The 15,525-nt window shown below is 71.5% G+C and carries 14 protein-coding genes and 1 riboswitch; of the genes, 6 read left to right on the top strand and 8 right to left on the bottom strand.

The genetic code is table 11. From position 1 onward, the window contains the following. Positions 1 to 25: 25 nt before the first annotated feature. The 3 genes from ABZ911_RS23975 to ABZ911_RS23965 are packed head-to-tail and all read left to right on the top strand — an operon-like array spanning position 26 to position 2,277. Complete coding sequence (locus ABZ911_RS23975) at positions 26 to 559, top strand: PadR family transcriptional regulator (RefSeq protein WP_358059761.1); 534 nt, start codon at positions 26 to 28, stop codon at positions 557 to 559. 18 nt (positions 560 to 577) lie between these two features. After that, positions 578 to 1,531, top strand: coding sequence for an ATP-binding cassette domain-containing protein (locus ABZ911_RS23970; RefSeq protein WP_358059758.1), 954 nt, complete (start codon positions 578 to 580; stop codon positions 1,529 to 1,531). After that, positions 1,528 to 2,277, top strand: coding sequence for an ABC transporter permease (locus ABZ911_RS23965; RefSeq protein WP_358059755.1), 750 nt, complete (start codon positions 1,528 to 1,530; stop codon positions 2,275 to 2,277). The genes ABZ911_RS23970 and ABZ911_RS23965 overlap by 4 nt, the downstream gene beginning before the upstream one ends. On the opposite strand, the gene ABZ911_RS23960 is transcribed toward ABZ911_RS23965, so the two are convergent. From ABZ911_RS23960 to ABZ911_RS23945, 4 genes are all read right to left on the bottom strand, one after another. Further along, positions 2,254 to 3,084 (bottom strand): MurR/RpiR family transcriptional regulator, encoded by an 831-nt coding sequence (locus tag ABZ911_RS23960; protein WP_358059752.1) that lies wholly within the window; start codon positions 3,082 to 3,084, stop codon positions 2,254 to 2,256. The two genes, ABZ911_RS23965 and ABZ911_RS23960, sit on opposite strands and share 24 nt — an antisense overlap. 37 nt (positions 3,085 to 3,121) lie before the next feature. After that, entirely contained in the window at positions 3,122 to 4,771 is a 1,650-nt protein-coding gene (gene hutU / locus ABZ911_RS23955) for a urocanate hydratase (protein WP_358059749.1), read from the bottom strand. A 47-nt stretch (positions 4,772 to 4,818) separates the two neighbouring features. Next, positions 4,819 to 5,808 carry a helix-turn-helix domain-containing protein gene (locus tag ABZ911_RS23950; RefSeq protein WP_358059746.1) on the bottom strand — a complete coding sequence of 330 codons (990 nt, stop codon included), beginning with the start codon at positions 5,806 to 5,808 and terminating at the stop codon, positions 4,819 to 4,821. Positions 5,809 to 5,975: 167 nt separating this feature from the next. Then, on the bottom strand, positions 5,976 to 7,703 hold the full coding sequence (locus ABZ911_RS23945) for an ABC transporter ATP-binding protein (protein ID WP_358059743.1): 1,728 nt from the start codon (positions 7,701 to 7,703) through the stop codon (positions 5,976 to 5,978). Positions 7,704 to 7,901: 198 nt separating this feature from the next. On the opposite strand from ABZ911_RS23945, the gene ABZ911_RS23940 reads away from it, so the two are divergent. The 3 genes from ABZ911_RS23940 (at position 7,902) to ABZ911_RS23930 (ending at position 12,218) form a co-directional block, all read left to right on the top strand. Continuing rightward, positions 7,902 to 9,275 (top strand): DUF4331 domain-containing protein, encoded by a 1,374-nt coding sequence (locus ABZ911_RS23940; RefSeq protein WP_358059740.1) that lies wholly within the window; start codon positions 7,902 to 7,904, stop codon positions 9,273 to 9,275. 148 nt (positions 9,276 to 9,423) lie between these two features. Further along, positions 9,424 to 10,680, top strand: coding sequence for a tetratricopeptide repeat protein (locus tag ABZ911_RS23935; protein WP_358059737.1), 1,257 nt, complete (start codon positions 9,424 to 9,426; stop codon positions 10,678 to 10,680). Positions 10,681 to 10,772: 92 nt separating this feature from the next. After that, complete coding sequence (locus ABZ911_RS23930) at positions 10,773 to 12,218, top strand: High-affinity nickel-transporter (protein ID WP_358059734.1); 1,446 nt, start codon at positions 10,773 to 10,775, stop codon at positions 12,216 to 12,218. 43 nt (positions 12,219 to 12,261) lie between these two features. Here ABZ911_RS23930 and ABZ911_RS23925 read toward each other — a convergent pair whose 3' ends face one another. The 4 genes from ABZ911_RS23925 to ABZ911_RS23910 form a co-directional block, all read right to left on the bottom strand. Next, on the bottom strand, positions 12,262 to 12,954 hold the full coding sequence (locus ABZ911_RS23925) for a nucleotidyl transferase AbiEii/AbiGii toxin family protein (protein ID WP_358059731.1): 693 nt from the start codon (positions 12,952 to 12,954) through the stop codon (positions 12,262 to 12,264). Between the two features lie 17 nt (positions 12,955 to 12,971). Beyond that, positions 12,972 to 13,721, bottom strand: a complete 750-nt coding sequence (locus tag ABZ911_RS23920; RefSeq protein ID WP_358059729.1) for a hypothetical protein — start codon at positions 13,719 to 13,721, stop codon at positions 12,972 to 12,974. A gap of 38 nt (positions 13,722 to 13,759) precedes the next feature. Continuing rightward, complete coding sequence (locus ABZ911_RS23915) at positions 13,760 to 14,623, bottom strand: bifunctional 5,10-methylenetetrahydrofolate dehydrogenase/5,10-methenyltetrahydrofolate cyclohydrolase (RefSeq protein WP_358059726.1); 864 nt, start codon at positions 14,621 to 14,623, stop codon at positions 13,760 to 13,762. A 14-nt stretch (positions 14,624 to 14,637) separates the two neighbouring features. Continuing rightward, positions 14,638 to 14,720, bottom strand: a riboswitch (ZMP/ZTP riboswitch). Between the two features lie 38 nt (positions 14,721 to 14,758). Beyond that, positions 14,759 to 15,463 (bottom strand): FCD domain-containing protein, encoded by a 705-nt coding sequence (locus ABZ911_RS23910; protein ID WP_358059723.1) that lies wholly within the window; start codon positions 15,461 to 15,463, stop codon positions 14,759 to 14,761. Between the last annotated feature and the right edge of the window lie 62 nt (positions 15,464 to 15,525).

Below are 15,525 nucleotides of genomic sequence, written 5' to 3'. Positions count from 1 at the left end.
TTCAAATTTTAATACAAACTTGAGTATGTCTTCGACGACCCGTATTCTCATCCTCGGCGTTCTCCTTGACGGCCCCCTGCACGGCTACAAAGTGCGCAGGCAACTGGAGATGATGGGCGCCGACTTCTGGGCGAACGTGGCCTACGGGTCGATCTACCACGGTCTCAACAAGATGGCCGACGAAGGGCTGCTGACGATCGTCGAAAGCGGCAAAGCGGGCAAGACGGTCTACGAGCTGACGGACGACGGGAGGCACGAGTTCTACCGGATGCTCATGACCCTCTGGTATGAGATCAAACCAGTGGTAGACCCGTTCCAGGTGGCGATAACGTTCATGGACCGTCTGGACAAACCGACGCTCATGGACGCCCTGCGCACCCGCGCCGAGCAGCTCACGGCGTCGCTGGCCATGTCCGAGCGCGCCTACGGAAGCAAGCAGCGCTTCGGGGCGCCCAGGCACATCGACGAGACCCTGCGGCTCAACATCGGCATGCTCCACGCCCAGCTCGAATGGTGCCGGCAGGCGGCCCAGAAGGTCGAGGACGACGAACTTCCCTGACCCCCACAGGAGACCCACATGATCATCAGTGCGCAGGGACTGCGCAAGACCTTCACCACCAAGAGTCGTAAAGGCACCCAGACCGTCGAGGCGGTCAGGGGTGTGGACCTGGAGGTGAAGAACGGCGAGATCTTCGGCGTCCTCGGCCCCAACGGCGCCGGGAAGACCACCACCATCAGGATGCTGGCCACCCTGATCGCCCCCGACGCGGGCACCGCGATCGTGGCGGGACACGACGTGAGCAAGGAGCCCACCGCCGTACGCCGCAAGCTCGGCTATGTCAGCCAGAGCGGCGGCGTCGAGGACGACGTCAGCCCGCGCGCCCAGATCACCATGGCCGCGCGGATCCACGGAGTCCCTGACCCCGCCGCCAGAGCCGCCGAGATCCTCACCGACCTGGAGCTCGCCGACCTGGCCGACCGGCCGGGCAACACCCTGTCCGGCGGGCAGAAGCGCCGCGTCGCCATCGCGCTCGGCCTGGTGCACAGCCCGCCGCTGCTCTTCCTCGACGAGCCCACCACCGGGCTCGACCCGCAGAACCGGGCCAACCTGTGGGACCGCATCAGGACCCTGCGGGAGAAGGGGACGAGCGTCCTGCTCAGCACCCACTACCTCGACGAGGCCGACGCGCTCTGCGACCGCCTGGTCATCGTCGACCACGGCCAGGTCGTCGCCCAGGGCACGCCCGCCGAGCTCAAGCGCGAGGTCTCCGGCGACGTGGTCACGCTCAGGCTCGACGACCTGACCAGGGCGGCGGAGGTGCTGAAGCCGCACGCCCGGGACATCCGGGTGGACGACGACCTGCTGCGCGTCTACGTCGACGACGGCGAGCACGCGCTGCCCGCGCTGCTGCGCCTGCTGGAGGAGAACGGGCTCGCCCTGCGCTCCATCTCCCTGGACCGGGCGACGCTCGACGACGTCTTCCTGGCCAAGACCGGCCGTTCCCTTCGAGACACGGGAGTCTCCGAATGATCCGGCACACCGGGCTCTTCCTCGGCTACGAGCTCAAGAAGTCCTTCCGGAACCCGATCTGGCCGCTGTTCGGCATCATGCAGCCGGTGCTGTACCTGCTGATGTTCGCCCCCCTGCTCAAGAGCACGACCCCGGGCGGGACCACCGTCGAGGCGCTGCGCATGTTCACCCCGGCGGCGATGCTGATGATCGCGCTGTTCGGCTCGATGTTCTCCGGGTTCTCGCTGATCTCGGAGATCCGCAACGGCGTGCTGGAGCGCATGGCGGTGAGCCCGGCCTGGCGCCCGGCCATCGTGCTCGGCCGGGTCGGCAAGGACATGGTCATGCTGGTCGTCCAGGCGCTCGTCGTGACGCTCGTGGCCGCCCTGATGGGCCTGCGCATCGGGGTCGTCGAACTGCTGCTCGTGATGCTGCTGATGGCGGCGACCGGCCTGTTCGCCTCCGGCCTGTCCCAGGGCCTGGCCCTGGCGCTGCGCGACGAGAACGGCATGTCGCAGACCGTGAACCTGTTCACCTTGCCGATCATGCTGCTCGCCGGACTGTTCCTGCCGATCTCGCTCGCGCCCGACTGGATGCAGGCCCTCGCGCCGTTCAACCCCGTCTACCACGCGGTCGAGGCGGGCCGGGCGCTGTTCGCCGGCGACATGTCCGCGAGCTCCATCCCGCTGGCCTTCGGCCTGTTCATCGGGCTGGCCGTGATCACCACCGTGTGGTCGCTGCGCTCACTGCGACGGCTGTCCGGTTAGGAACGTCCCCGTCTCGTCGGTCATCCTCTCGTACTCCTCCAGCCTGGCCTGGGTACGCAGCGGAGCCGCGTCGGCCATGGCCTCCACCAGGGCCATGGCCACCGCCAGCGGCGCCGCGTGCGAGTCGAACACCAGCCGCTCCCCCACCGGGGCGTCCAGCACGACCTCGGCGGGGAAGTCCGGCCTGTCGGTGATCGCCGCCACCTTCAGCCCCAGCTTCTCCGCATACTCCAGCGCCTGTACGGCTTCCGCCGGATACCTGGGCAGCACGAAGGCCAGCAGCCAGTCGGCCCCCGCCCGGCGCGCGGCGTGCAGCCCCTCGATCAGCTCAGAGCCGCCGTGGGTGAGCAGCCGCACGTCCGGGTGGATGCGCCTGGCGTAGTAGGCGAACGTGGTGGCCAGGCCGGTCGACACCCGGAGCCCGAGCACCGCCAGCGGCTCGGTGGCCGCCAGCGACTCGCCCAGTTCCTTCAGCGGCAGCGCCGGCAGCCGGTCGCGGACCAGCGTGAGGTTGCGGATCTCGCTGTCCAGCGCCTCCCGCAGCAGGCTCTGGTGCTGGTCCCTGGGCGGCCGGACACCGCCCAGGACCAGCGGGCGCAGCGCCTGCCGCAGCTCCGGATAGCCCGCGAACCCCAGCACCATCGCGAACCTGGTGACCGACGGCTGGCTCACGCCGGCCCGCTCGGCGAGCTCCACGCTGGACAGGAAGATCGCCTCGTCCAGGTGCTCGGACAGGTAGTGCGCGATCCGCCGTTGCACAGGCGACAGCCGCCGCCCGTCGAGAAGCCCGTCGAGTCCGTCCGTCACGCCACCTCCAACACTCGGCCCCGCCCAGCCCTTCCCGTCACGCCTCGCGCATCGGGATGCGCACGCCGCGCTCGGCCGCCACCGCCGCCGCCTCGTCGTAGCCGGCGTCCACATGCCGCATGACGCCGGTGCCCGGGTCGTTGGTGAGCACCCTGTTGAGCTTCTCACCCGCCAGCGCGGTCCCGTCCGCCACGGTCACCTGCCCCGCGTGGATGGAACGCCCGATGCCGACGCCGCCGCCGTGGTGGATCGACACCCAGGAGGCACCCGAGGCGGTGTTGAGCATGGCGTTGAGCAGCGGCCAGTCCGCGATCGCGTCCGACCCGTCGGCCATCGCCTCGGTCTCCCGGTACGGCGACGCCACACTGCCGCAGTCCAGATGGTCGCGGCCGATCACCATCGGGGCCTGGAGCTCGCCGGAGGCCACCATGTCGTTGAACCGCTCGCCGGCCAGGTTGCGCTCGCCGTACCCGAGCCAGCAGATGCGGGCGGGCAGGCCCTGGAAGTGGACGCGCTCGCCGGCCATCCTGATCCAGCGGGCCAGCGGCTCGTTGTCGGGGAACAGCTCCAGGATGGCGCGGTCGGTGGCCGCGATGTCGGCCGGGTCGCCGGACAGCGCCGCCCACCGGAACGGGCCCTTGCCCTCGCAGAACAGCGGCCTGATGTAGGCGGGCACGAAGCCGGGGAAGTCGAAGGCGCGGCCGTACCCGGCGAGCTGGGCCTCGCCGCGGATGGAGTTGCCGTAGTCGAAGACCTCCGCGCCCGCGTCCTGGAAGCCGACCATGGCCTCCACGTGCCTGGCCATCGACTCGCGGGCCTTGGTGGTGAAGCCCGCCGGGTCCTTGTCGCGCTCGGCGGCCATGTCGTCGAAGTCGACGCCGAGCGGCAGGTACATCAGCGGGTCGTGGGCCGAGGTCTGGTCGGTCACGATGTCGATCTCGGCGCCCCTGCGCAGCAGTTCGGGCACGGCGTCGGCGGCGTTGGCCACCACGCCGATGGAGAGCGGCCTGCGCTGGTCGCGCGCCTCGTAGGCGAGCCTGAGCGCCTCGTCGAGGTCGGCGGCCTGCACGTCGAGGTAGCGGTGCTCGATCCTGCGGGTCACGCTGCGCGGGTCGCAGTCGATACAGATGGCCACGCCGCCGTTCATGGTGACGGCCAGCGGCTGGGCGCCGCCCATACCGCCGAGCCCGGCGGTCAGCGTGATGGTGCCGGCCAGCGATCCGCCGAACCGCTTGTCGGCGACCGCGGCGAAGGTCTCGTAGGTGCCCTGCAGGATGCCCTGGGTGCCGATGTAGATCCACGATCCGGCCGTCATCTGGCCGTACATGGTCAGCCCCGCGGCCTCCAGCCTGCGGAATTCCTCCCAGTTGGCCCAGTCGGGCACCAGGTTGGAGTTGGCGATGAGCACCCGGGGCGCCCACTCGTGGGTGCGGAAGACGCCGACGGGGCGGCCGGACTGCACCAGCAGCGTCTCGTCTCCGTCCAGCGTGGTGAGGGTCCTGGTGAGCGCCTCGAAGGACGGCCAGTCGCGCGCCGCCTTTCCGGAGCCGCCGTAGACGACGAGCTGTTCGGGATGCTCGGCGACCTCTGGATCGAGGTTGTTCTGGAGCATCCGGAGGGCCGCCTCCTGCGACCATCCCTTGGCGGTGAGCGTGGTGCCTCGCGGCGCCCGCACGGTCCGGCCCATGACGTCTCCCCTTCTGAATGAACATATTCAGCTATGTCACCCGAAGACTACATGTCGTCGGCCAGCCGGTCGCCGATCTCGGTCACCTGATGGAGCATCAGGTTGGCGTGCCGGATGCTGGCGATCAGTCCGGCCTGGCGCAGCACCCTGGCGTGCTCGCTGGCACTCGACGGCGGCAGGCCCGCCCGGCGGGCCAGCTCGGTGGTGCTGCAGCCGGGGGCCAGCGCGATGCAGCGCAGCACCCGGGCCCTGGTCCGGCCGAGCAGTTCGGCCAGGGCGTCCTTGGCCTGCGGGGAGGGCTGGTTGCGGCGGGGCACCGGGTAGATGAGGACCGGGGGGAGGCTGGGATCGGCCAGGGTGACGGGGGCGACCCGGCAGAAGTAGGAGGGGACGACGACCAGGCCGCGGCCCGCCAGCCGTACCTCGCGGCCGCCGGCCGGGTAGTCGATCTCCAGCACCGGGGCGCGCCAGCGGGTGGCGGGCAGCATGCTGAGCATCTGCTCGACGCCGCCTTCGGCGAGGTGGCGGACCAGCATGCCGCGCTCCCTGCTGACCACGCGCTCGACCGTGCCCCAGTGCCCGGCCAGGGCGGCCTGCCAGTAGCCGCCCGCGACCCGGCCCAGCTCCCGCATCGACCTCGGGGTGGCCCGGGCCAGGTCCTCCAGTCGTCCCGGCAGGCCCGAGTGCGCCCGGAGCAGCTCCATCTCCTTGCGTACCCGGGAGGGCGGGGTGTCGAGCAGCGCGCCGAGGCCGCTTCCCATGCCCTGCTGCGCCTCGATCGGCGTCAGGAAGTCGGGGAAGTAGCGGGCCCGGGGCGCCAGCGGCAGCAGCAGTTCGCGCACCTCCGGCAGCAGGCCGGCCTCGGCCAGGTTGGCGCGGGCCTCGCGGCGCCAGCCGGTCATGGCGGCGCCGCCGTCACCGGCCTGCAGGCGCTGCAGGCTGGTGACCAGCTCCCACATCGGGTCGGCGCGTGACGCGACCCGCACGCGGGCGAGATCGTCGCCGGTGAAGATGATCCGCAGAATGCCCCTCGCCATGCCGCCCAGTGTCGCGGCCCCTGATTGCAGTCGGCTAAAGGCCTGCAACCTAGGTCTTTCGGGACAGGCTGAATGTCGGTGACAGATCACTTCCGTCGCGTGTGCAATGAGGCGGGCGAGCGGTGCGGCTGGAGTCGTCGACAGGGGAGTCTCCAGCCCCGCTGGCGCTACCTGGCGAGGAACTGGGTCGCGGCCAGCTCCCGGTAGAGGTCGTCCTGCCCGACCAACTCGTCGTGGGTGCCGACCGCGCGTACGCCGCCCGCCTCCATGACCACGATCCGGTCGGCGTTGGTGACGGTCGACAGCCGGTGCGCGATGACCAGCACGGTCGTCTCGGCGGCCACCTCGGCGATCACCTCGCGCAGCCGCAGTTCGTTGACCGCGTCGAGCTGCGAGGTCGCCTCGTCCAGCAGCAGCAGCCGCGGCCTGCGCAGCAGCGCGCGGGCGATGGCGACGCGCTGGCGCTCGCCGCCGGAGAGCATGATGCCGCGGTGTCCCACCGCCGTGTCCAGGCCCTCGGGCAGCCGTCCGACCAGGTCGTCGAGCCGGGTCCTGGTGAGCGCGGCGCGCACCTCCTCCTCGGTGGCGTCGGGGGCGGCGAAGACGAGGTTCTCCCTGAGCGTGCCGGCCAGCACGGGGGCGTCCTGCTCCACGTAGCCGAGCGCGGCCCGCAGGTCGGCGAGCTCCCAGTCGCGGATGTCCCGGCCGCCGACGGTGATGACGCCCTCCTGGTGCTCGTAGAAGCGTTCGAGCAGGGCGAACACCGTGGACTTGCCCGCTCCCGAGGGGCCTACCAGGGCGGTGAGGCCGCCTGGGGGGACGTCGAAGGTGACGCCGTCGTGGACGGGCTGGCGGTCGTCGCCGTACCGGAAGACCACGTCCTCGAAGCGGACGCCGACCGGGGGGCCGCCGGCGGGGCGGGCGGTCGCGCTCGGCTCGGCGGGCAGGTCCTCGATCTCGCGGATGCGCTTGAGCGCGGCCAGGCCGTTCTGGAGCTGGACCGCGCCCTCGACGAGCTGGCCGATCGGGGCGACCAGGTAGAACAGGTACAGCAGGAACGCGATCAGCGCGGAGACCTCCAGCGTGCCCGAGGCGACGCGGGCGCCGCCGACGGCGAGCACGCACAGGAAGGCGATCTGCACGGCCATCCAGGTGGACACGCCCGCCAGCGAGGTCCATCCGGCGACCTGCAGGCCGCGGTCGCGGGCCTTGACCGCCGCGTTGCCGACGACCTCGACCTCGCGGTCCTCCGCGCCGCTGGCCTTGACCGTGCGGTACGCCTGCAGGGCCCGGTCCAGCACGGCGCCCATCTCGCCCACGGCCTCCTGCGCCTGGTGCTGGGCCCGCTGGATCTTCGGCATGATCAACGCGGTCATGCCGCCGATGACCACCACGACCAGCAGTGTGACCAGCAGCAGCACGCCGTCCATCACCGCCATCATGACGATGGCGCCGATCAGCATGAACACCGCGCTGATCGAGTCGACGATGCCGTTGGTCAGCACCGAGCGCAGCAGCGTGGTGTCGCCGGTCACCCGCGACAGCAGGTCGCCGGGCTTGAGCCGGTCCACGTCGGCCACCCTGAGGCGGAGCATCCGGTCGACCAGGCGCCGCCTGGCGCCCAGCACGATCCCCTCGCCGGTGCGTTCCATCAGGTACGTCCCGCCGGCCGCCACCACCGCGCCCACCAGCACCGCGACCGTCAGCCCGATCAGCGGCCCGGCCATCGACCGGTCGTCGCCGAAGGCGTCGACCGCGAACTTGGCCAGCAGGGGCATCGCCAGCCCCGCCGCCGACCCGATCAGCCCGAGCACGCCGCCCAGCACCAGGGTGCCCCGATGCGGCCGCACATAGTCGAGCAGTAACCGACCGGGCCCCTTCTCGAGCTCCGCCACGTGAGTTCCCCTCTCCAGCTCTCTTCGCCGGTTCCAACGACCGGCGACCCCGGATCTACACCCGTCAACTTAAATTGACGACCTAAGTATGTCAACTTTGGTTGACCTCTCCATCCAGAGGATGAGCCCCGGCGAATACCGCGACGAGGAACCCGGCCGGAACCTCTCGTCACCCACACGACCGCGAAAGGACCGAACATGGAGCACCGACGTGCCCTGATCGGGCTGGGCCTCGCGGCGGCGCTGACCGCCTCCTCCTTCGCCCTGCTCCGTACCGACTCCGGCACCGCCTCCTCGCACCGCGAGGCCCCGGCCATCGCCGGCGACCCGCGCAACGACAACACCGACGTGTACGCGTTCGTCAGCCCCGACAAGCCCGGCACCGTGACGCTGCTGGCCAACTGGATCCCCTTCGAGGAGCCCAGTGGCGGCCCCAACTTCTACACGTTCGACACCAACTCGCGCTACAACATCAAGATCGACAACGACGGGGACGCCCACCCCGACATCACCTACCAGTGGACCTTCCGCGACGAGGACCGGCGCGGCGACAGCACGTTCCTGTACAACAACGGACCCGTCACCTCGCTGAACGACCCCAACCTGCTGTTCCGCCAGCGGTACACGCTCAAGCGGATCACCCCCGGCGGCACCAGGACGCTCGTCGCCAACGGCGTCGTCGCGCCCAGCAACACCGGCCCCGCCTCGATGCCCGACTACGGGACGCTGCGCGCCCAGTCGATCCGCAGCCTGCCCGGCGGCGGCAGGACCTTCGCCGGCCAGTCCGACGAGGCGTTCTTCCTCGACCTGCGCGTCTTCGACCTGCTGTACGGCGGCGACCTGTCCGAGGTCGGCCAGGACACCACCCGCGGCTACAACGTGCACACCCTCGGCCTGCAGGTGCCCGCGCGCGACCTCGCACTGAAGCGCGACGCCAAGCGCAACCCGGTCGTGGGCGTGTGGTCCACCACCGACAAGTGGAGCCCGCGCGGCTTCGTCCAGGTCTCACGCCTCGGCCAGCCGCTGGTCAACGAGGTCGTGCTGCCCGCCCGGCTGAAGGACACGTTCAACTCCATCGGGCCGGACAAGGACGCCGGGATCCCCGCCGTGGTCAAGCGGGTCACCTCGCCCGAGGTGCCCAAGCTGCTGGAGGCCATCTACGGCCTCAAGGCGCCCAAGACGCCGCGTACCGACCTGGTGGAGATCTTCCTGACCGGGATCGCCAAGGGCAACGGGCCGATCAAGGCGGACCTGAACTCGCAGACGCTCAACAAGGACGCGGGCAAGCTGCGGCCCGCCGAGATGCTGCGGCTGAACATGTCGGTGCCGCCCAGCAAGGATCCGAACCGACTCGGGGTGCTCGGCGGCGACCTGCAGGGGTTCCCGAACGGGCGACGGCTGGGGGACGACGTGGTGGACATCGCGCTGCAGGTCATGGCAGGGGCGGCGCTGACGGGGAAGCCGGTACCGGCCCTGGCGGCGGGCGACAAGGTCGACCGCAACGACAAGCCCTTCGGCACGACGTTCCCGTACATCCCGCTCCCGGGCAACACCTCGGTCAACCAGTCCTGACCGCCCCTTCGGTGAGCGCCCGGCCGCCCCCGTCGGCCGAGCGCTCCCCCACAATCGGCCGGCCGCCCCCCGCCGGCCGGCCGATCACCCACCCCATACCCCATTTATCCCTTTTGTCGCCTATTTCATGAAACGGAGGACCACGCTCATGCGATCGCTCGCCCTGCTCGGTGGCGTCGCCCTGGCCGCCACGCTGCTCTTCACAGCGGTCGCGGTGTCCGCCCCACCCTCGGAGAAGCCCCCGCCCGCAGACCCCGTATCCGCAGCGGCCGCACTCGGGCCTGGCCAGCCGTCCGCCGACAGCCTGCGGGCGCGGCTCAAGCGGCTGCCCGGCGACTACCGGGGCTGGGCGCAGCTCGGGTCCTCCTACGTCGAACAGGCCAGACGCACCGGCGACCCGTCGTACTACGCCAAGGCCGACGGCGCACTGGCCACGGCCGCCCGCCTGGCCCCGGAGGACGACACGGTCCTCACCGGCCGCGCCGCCCTCGCCGCCGCCCGCCACGACTTCGCCACCGCCGTACGGCTGGCCGAGCGCGCCGTCGCCGCCAACCCCTACGGCGCGGGCGCGTACGGCGTGCTGGCCGACGCCAGAACCCAGCTCGGCGACCTGAAATCGGCCGCGTCGGCGATCGACCGCATGATGGCCCTCCGCCCCGGCCTGCCCGCCTTCGCCCGCGCCTCGTACGCAGCCGAACTGCGCGGCGACGTGACCGAGGCCCGCCGCTACCTCCGCTACGCCCTGCGCGACGCCCGCACCCCCGACGACCTCGCCTACTGCCGCTTCTACCTGGGCGAACTCGCCCTCCGCTCAGGCGCGCTCAGCACCGCCACCTCCTGGTACGCCAAGGCGCTGCGAGCCTCCCCCGCCTTCACCCCCGCCCTCGCCGGTCAGGCCCGCGCCCTGGCCCTGAGCGGCAGACTCCCCGAATCCCTCACCCACTACCAGACCGTCATCGACCGCCTGCCACTCCCGCGGTACCTGATCGAATACGGCGAGGTACGCCTCAAGGCGGGCCTGACCCCCGACTGGACCCTGCTGCGCGCCCAGCGACACCTGTCCGCGTCCGCAGGGGTACGCGACGACCTCGTCTGGGCCGAATTCGAGGCCGACCACGGCGACCCCGCCCTCGCCGTCCGGCACGCCCGCGCCGAGTACGCCCGCACCCCCAACCCGATCGCCGCCGACACCCTCGCCTGGGCCCTGCACCGCTCGGGCCGCTCCCGCGAAGCCCTCCCGTACGCGCGGAAGGCCACAGCGACCGGCTGGCGCAACGCCCTCTTCCACCACCACCGGGCCCTCATCGAACGCGCCCTGAACCTCCCCACCCGCTCAGCCGCCCTCGCCACCCGCTACAACCCCCACTTCGACCCCACCCTCCCCTCCCTGTCGAGGCCCTCTTGAACCGATGCGACTCCCCACCCCGCTCTCCCCGCCTTGTCGAGGCCCTCAGAAGCCGATGCGGCTCCCCGCCCCGTCTCGCGCCGTCCGGGCGTATGAGCGTCGTGGCGCTGGTCGTGGGCGGGCTCCTGGTGGCCGGGCTGTTCGTCTCACCCGCGCACGCGGGCACGGCGGCGCATCCGCTGGGGAACTTCACCGTCAACCACCACACCGGCCTGCGGATCTCGGCCGACCGGGTGGAGGGCACCGCGATCGTGGACGCCGCCGAACTGCCGACGCTCCAGGCCACGCCAGCCGTACAGGCCACGGGTGAGCAGGCGTACGCCGCGAGCCGGTGCGCCGGCCTCGCCGCCGCCCGGCGGCTCACCGTGGCGGGCGCCCCGGTGCCGTGGCAGGTCACCGAAGCCGCGTTCGCCTACACCCCCGGGCAGGGCGGCCTGCGCACCAGCCGCCTGACCTGCGAGCTGTCCGCCACCGTCCCCGTCTCGGGCGTCGTGGAACTCACCGACGCCTTCGAGCCGGACAGGATCGGCTGGCGTGAGATCACGGCAACCACCCAAGGGGTACGGCTCTCGCACTCATCGGTGCCGTCGTCGAGCGTCAGCCAAGAACTCCGCCGCTACCCTGACGACCTGCTCGCCAACCCCCTGGACCAGCGCACGGCCACCGTCGCCGTCGTCGTAGCGCGGAACATGCCGTCGGAGTCACCGGCGGGGGCTCTCTCGGCAGGAGCGTCCTCGGCTCCCAAGGCCGACGGCTCGGCGGGCGAACTGGCCGGGCTCTCGGTGGGAGGGCCGATCGGGGAGGCGCTGGGCGCACTGGATCGGACGTTCACCGGCCTCATCGGCGCCGACACGCTCACCGTGCCGCTGGGGTTGCTCGCGCTCGCGCTGGCGACGGTTCTCGGGGCGGGGCACGCGCTGATCCCGGGCCACGGCAAGACCATCATGGCCGCGTACCTCGCCGGCCGCCGGGGCCGCCCCCGGGACGCACTGGTCGTCGGCGCGACGGTGACGGCCACCCACACGGTCGGCGTACTCGTGGTCGGCCTGCTCCTCAGCGCGTTCACGGCGCTGGCGGGCGAGTCCGTCCTGGCGGCCCTCGGCATCGCCAGCGGCCTCCTGATCACCTCCATCGGCACCCGCCTCCTCCTCTCCGCCCGCGAACACAAGCACGGCCACGGCCACGGGCATGGACATGGGCACGGCCACGGGCATGGGCGGTTTGGGTTGGTGGGTTTGGGGGTGGCTGGGGGGTTGGTGCCGAGTCCGTCGGCGTTGATCGTGTTGCTGGGGGCGGTCGCCCTCGGGCGTACCTGGTTCGGGGTGGCGTTGGTCGCCGCCTACGGGCTGGGGATGGCGGGGACGCTCACCGCCACCGGCCTCCTCCTGGTCAAGCTCACCGACCGCCTGGCCCACCGCGCCACCACCGGCCGACGCCTGGCGGCCCGCCTGTCCGCCCTGGCCCCGGTCGGCACCGCCGCCATGGTCATCGCCCTCGGCGCCGGCCTGGCCCTCCGCTCGGCCACCGTGTTCCTGTAGCGCGGACCGCGCTCACGATCAGAAATGGACCACTTTCCCATGGCTAGTCGAGCTCGGGAAGGTCCGGAGGATCACGAAGCGTGTCACCGTCCTCGGCTCTGCGGAGCTTGATGTCCTCCGCCCAGGCGTAAGCGAATCGCCGGATCCGCACCAGCCCGTCCTCGTCCACCCCGTACCCCAGGAACCCCTCGTCAGCCAGCGCGTCCACCGTCTCCAGACGCTCCAGCAGGTCCTCGGTGCGGAAGTCGTCGTCGTGAACGGCCCCCAGGCGCTCCAGCTCCCGGAACGAGTACAGCTCCGAAACGGCCGCCACGTCGATGAAGTCCCGCGCCAGCCCCCGATCGTGCAGGGCTCGCACCTTGAGCCCGACCGCGTCGTCCTGCCCCACCACCGGACAGGGCTCCAGCACGGACGGCGGCTCCTGCAACGCCTCCCTGAGCAGGACGATCCGGCACGACTCCTCGGTGTAGGAGTCGGCCACCTCAAGACGGCCGGAAAGGGGCGTGCTCTCCTGGACGGCGACCAGGAACCCGTGCCCCCGCAGCTCCTGCGCCACCTCCTCGGCGACCAGCGGCAGCGGCGTCTCGCCCGAGGTCGCGAAGTCCAGGTCCCGGCTGGGCCGGTCGGTGAACCCGTGGGCGCTCATCGCGTACCCGCCCGCGAGCAGCAGGCCGTACCGGCCGCAGACCTCGCGGGACGCCTCGACGAGCCGCTGGTGGAAGATCGGCAGCCGCACGCCCCCCAGTATGCCCGTCACGGCCGCCGCCGACGCGTGGACGGCAGGTCGTGACGGCCGGAGACGAACTCCTGGATGGCGATCTTCACCTTGATCGCCGGCCGCCGCCAGCGTTCCTCCCGGTGTACGGCCACGGCCAGCTTGCGCGGCGAGCGGGTGGTGAAGAACCAGTGCGCCCACGGCGACCCCGGCCGCGCCAGCCGTACCGCGCCCACGACCAGCAGACCGGGCAGGAACAGTCCCACGAGCCCGGTCCAGATCTTGCCCTTGAGCAGCGTGACGACGGCCAGCGCCAGGTTGGCGACGAGGAGCCCCCAGGGGGCGACGTACGTGCCGAAGTCGTAGCTCAGCGGGCGCAGCCCGATGAGCAGCAGCCCGGTGACGGCGACGGCGACGAACACCGCGTCGACGGAGGTGCGCCCCTCCTCCTCCCAGTACACGTCGTGCAGGTGCAGGATCAGCGCGAACTCGTCGAGGACGAGTGCGGAGCCGATCCCGAAGATGGACGCGGCCACCGCGTCGCCGACCTCCGATCCGGCCGAGACGACCAGCCCGGTGACGCCGCCGACGAGCATCAGCACCACGCCGAAGACGACGTGGTGGATGTGCATCTCGCCGACGTTGACGTTGCGGAACCAGCCGACCTTGGCGCGGATCAGCCGGACGTTGATGCGGGTCGCGACGAAGGCGACGATGAGCGCGACGAAGAAGCAGAACAGCGGCAGCCGCCCCGATTCGACGATTCGTTGCTGAAACCAGATCCCCATATGCCTCGCAAACGATGCTACGAGGCGAAAGGATCCGGCTACGCCCCGGAAGCTCGTTCGGCGGCCGTCACCGCGTTGCGGAACAGCATCGCCACGGTCGTCGGGCCGACGCCGCCCACGCGCGGCGTGATCGCGCCGGCGACCTTCTCCACCGACTCGTCGACGTCCGGCAGCAGCCGCCTGCCCTCGTACCGCACGCCGCCGCCGATGACCACGGCCCCCGGCTTGACGTGCTCGGGCTGGATGATCCCGGGCACCCCGGCCGCCGCGATGAGGATCTCGGCCCGGCGCGTGTAGCGCGGCCAGTCGGCCACCCCGGTGTGCACCACGGTGACCGCCGCGTTGGCGGTGGGCCGCTTCTGCCCGAGCAGGATGGCCAGCGGCCGACCGAGCGTCGCGCCACGGCCGAGGATCACCACCTCGCGGCCCGACACCGGGATCTCGTAGTGGGCGAGCAGCGCCTCGATGCCCGCGGGCGTGCACGGCAGCGGGCCCGGCAGGCCGACCGACAGGCGGCCCACGTTCAGCGGGTGCATGCCGTCGACGTCCTTGTCCGGGTCGACGGCCTGCAGCGCGGCGTCGTAGTCGAGGTGCCCCGGCACCGGGTACTGCACCAGCAGCCCGTGCACCGAGGGGTCGTCGTTGAAGCCGGCGATGGCGGCGTGCAGGTCGGCCTGGGTGGCGTCGGCGGGCAGGTGCGCGTGCGGCGAGTCGAAGCCGAGCTCGGCGGCCTGGCGCTGCTTGATGCGGATGTACCCGGCGCTGGCGTCGTCGTCGCCGACCAGGATGGTGGCCAGCGACGGGGTGACACCCGTGGCGCGCAGCGCGGCGACCCTGGCGGCCACGTCGTTCAGGATGCTCTCGGCGACCGGGCCGCCGGGCAGGAGGCGGGCTTCGGACATGCGTGCTCCCTGGTTCGCGGAGCCCAGGCGGTCGGCTCGCGCGCGGAGCTTCCCGATGGTCGATTCCATCCTCTTGCCGCCAGTCGCACTCCCTGACAGAATGCCCGATCCCCCGCGCCACCGCGAACCGGAGGGTCAGGTGAGGAAGCCCCGGAGCAGGGCGGCGGTGCCCTCCAGATGTTCGGTGACGGCTCTGCGCGCGGCTTCGGGGTCGCCCGCGAGGATGGCTGCGACGATGGCCTCGTGCTGGGTGGCCGCGTGTTCGATGTTGACCTGCAGCATCGGGATGGCGTTGAGCAGGTCGGTGACCCGCAGGCGGGCGTCGGCACAGGTCGAGGCGAGCAGCGTGGAGCCGGTCAGCTCGGCGATGGACAGGTGGAAGGCGGTGTCGAGCCGCCGGTAGTCACCGGGGGCGGCCGCGTTCAGGTCGGCCAGGCGGCGGCGCAGGAGGTCGCGCTGCTCCTGGGTGAGCGGGCTGGTGGCGAGCACCTGGGCAGCGCCGCACTCGACGGCCATCCGGAAGGTGAGGGCGTCGGCGAGGTCGTCGACGCCCATCTCGGCGACCGCCTGGCGCAGGTCGCCGGCGGCGGGCGGGGGCGGGGTGTAGGTGACGAACGCGCCGCCGTACCGGCCGCGCCGTACGTCGAGGTAGCCCGACTCCTGCAGGGCGCGGATGGCCTCGCGCAGGGTGACCCTGCTGATGCCGAGCTGTACGGCCAGCTCCCGCTCGGGCGGCAGCTTCTCCCCGGGCGCGACGACGCCGAGCTTGATCGCCTGGAGCAGCCGTTCCACGGTCTCCTCGAAGGCGTTGCCGGCCCGTACGGGACGCAGCACGGTCATCGGATTCATGGTCGCTCTCGTTCCCGGGTCTTGACAACGGATCCCGCGATGCACGTCAATGG

Origin of the sequence: Nonomuraea sp. NPDC046570 (assembly GCF_040645915.1) — a bacterium.
Lineage (GTDB): Bacteria > Actinomycetota > Actinomycetes > Streptosporangiales > Streptosporangiaceae > Nonomuraea.
This window is presented reverse-complemented; position numbering and strand designations above follow the sequence as displayed.

Bases quoted from the DNA above. Each gene is read 5' to 3' on its own strand.
- ABZ911_RS23975 (WP_358059761.1), top strand. From the start codon at position 26: ATGTCTTCGACGACCCGTATTCTCATCCTCGGCGTTCTCCTTGACGGC.
- ABZ911_RS23970 (WP_358059758.1), top strand. From the start codon at position 578: ATGATCATCAGTGCGCAGGGACTGCGCAAGACCTTCACCACCAAGAGT.
- ABZ911_RS23965 (WP_358059755.1), top strand. From the start codon at position 1,528: ATGATCCGGCACACCGGGCTCTTCCTCGGCTACGAGCTCAAGAAGTCC.
- hutU (WP_358059749.1), bottom strand. From the start codon at position 4,771: ATGGGCCGGACCGTGCGGGCGCCGCGAGGCACCACGCTCACCGCCAAG.
- ABZ911_RS23950 (WP_358059746.1), bottom strand. From the start codon at position 5,808: ATGGCGAGGGGCATTCTGCGGATCATCTTCACCGGCGACGATCTCGCC.
- ABZ911_RS23940 (WP_358059740.1), top strand. From the start codon at position 7,902: ATGGAGCACCGACGTGCCCTGATCGGGCTGGGCCTCGCGGCGGCGCTG.
- ABZ911_RS23935 (WP_358059737.1), top strand. From the start codon at position 9,424: ATGCGATCGCTCGCCCTGCTCGGTGGCGTCGCCCTGGCCGCCACGCTG.
- ABZ911_RS23930 (WP_358059734.1), top strand. From the start codon at position 10,773: ATGAGCGTCGTGGCGCTGGTCGTGGGCGGGCTCCTGGTGGCCGGGCTG.
- ABZ911_RS23920 (WP_358059729.1), bottom strand. From the start codon at position 13,721: ATGGGGATCTGGTTTCAGCAACGAATCGTCGAATCGGGGCGGCTGCCG.
- ABZ911_RS23915 (WP_358059726.1), bottom strand. From the start codon at position 14,623: ATGTCCGAAGCCCGCCTCCTGCCCGGCGGCCCGGTCGCCGAGAGCATC.
- ABZ911_RS23910 (WP_358059723.1), bottom strand. From the start codon at position 15,463: ATGACCGTGCTGCGTCCCGTACGGGCCGGCAACGCCTTCGAGGAGACC.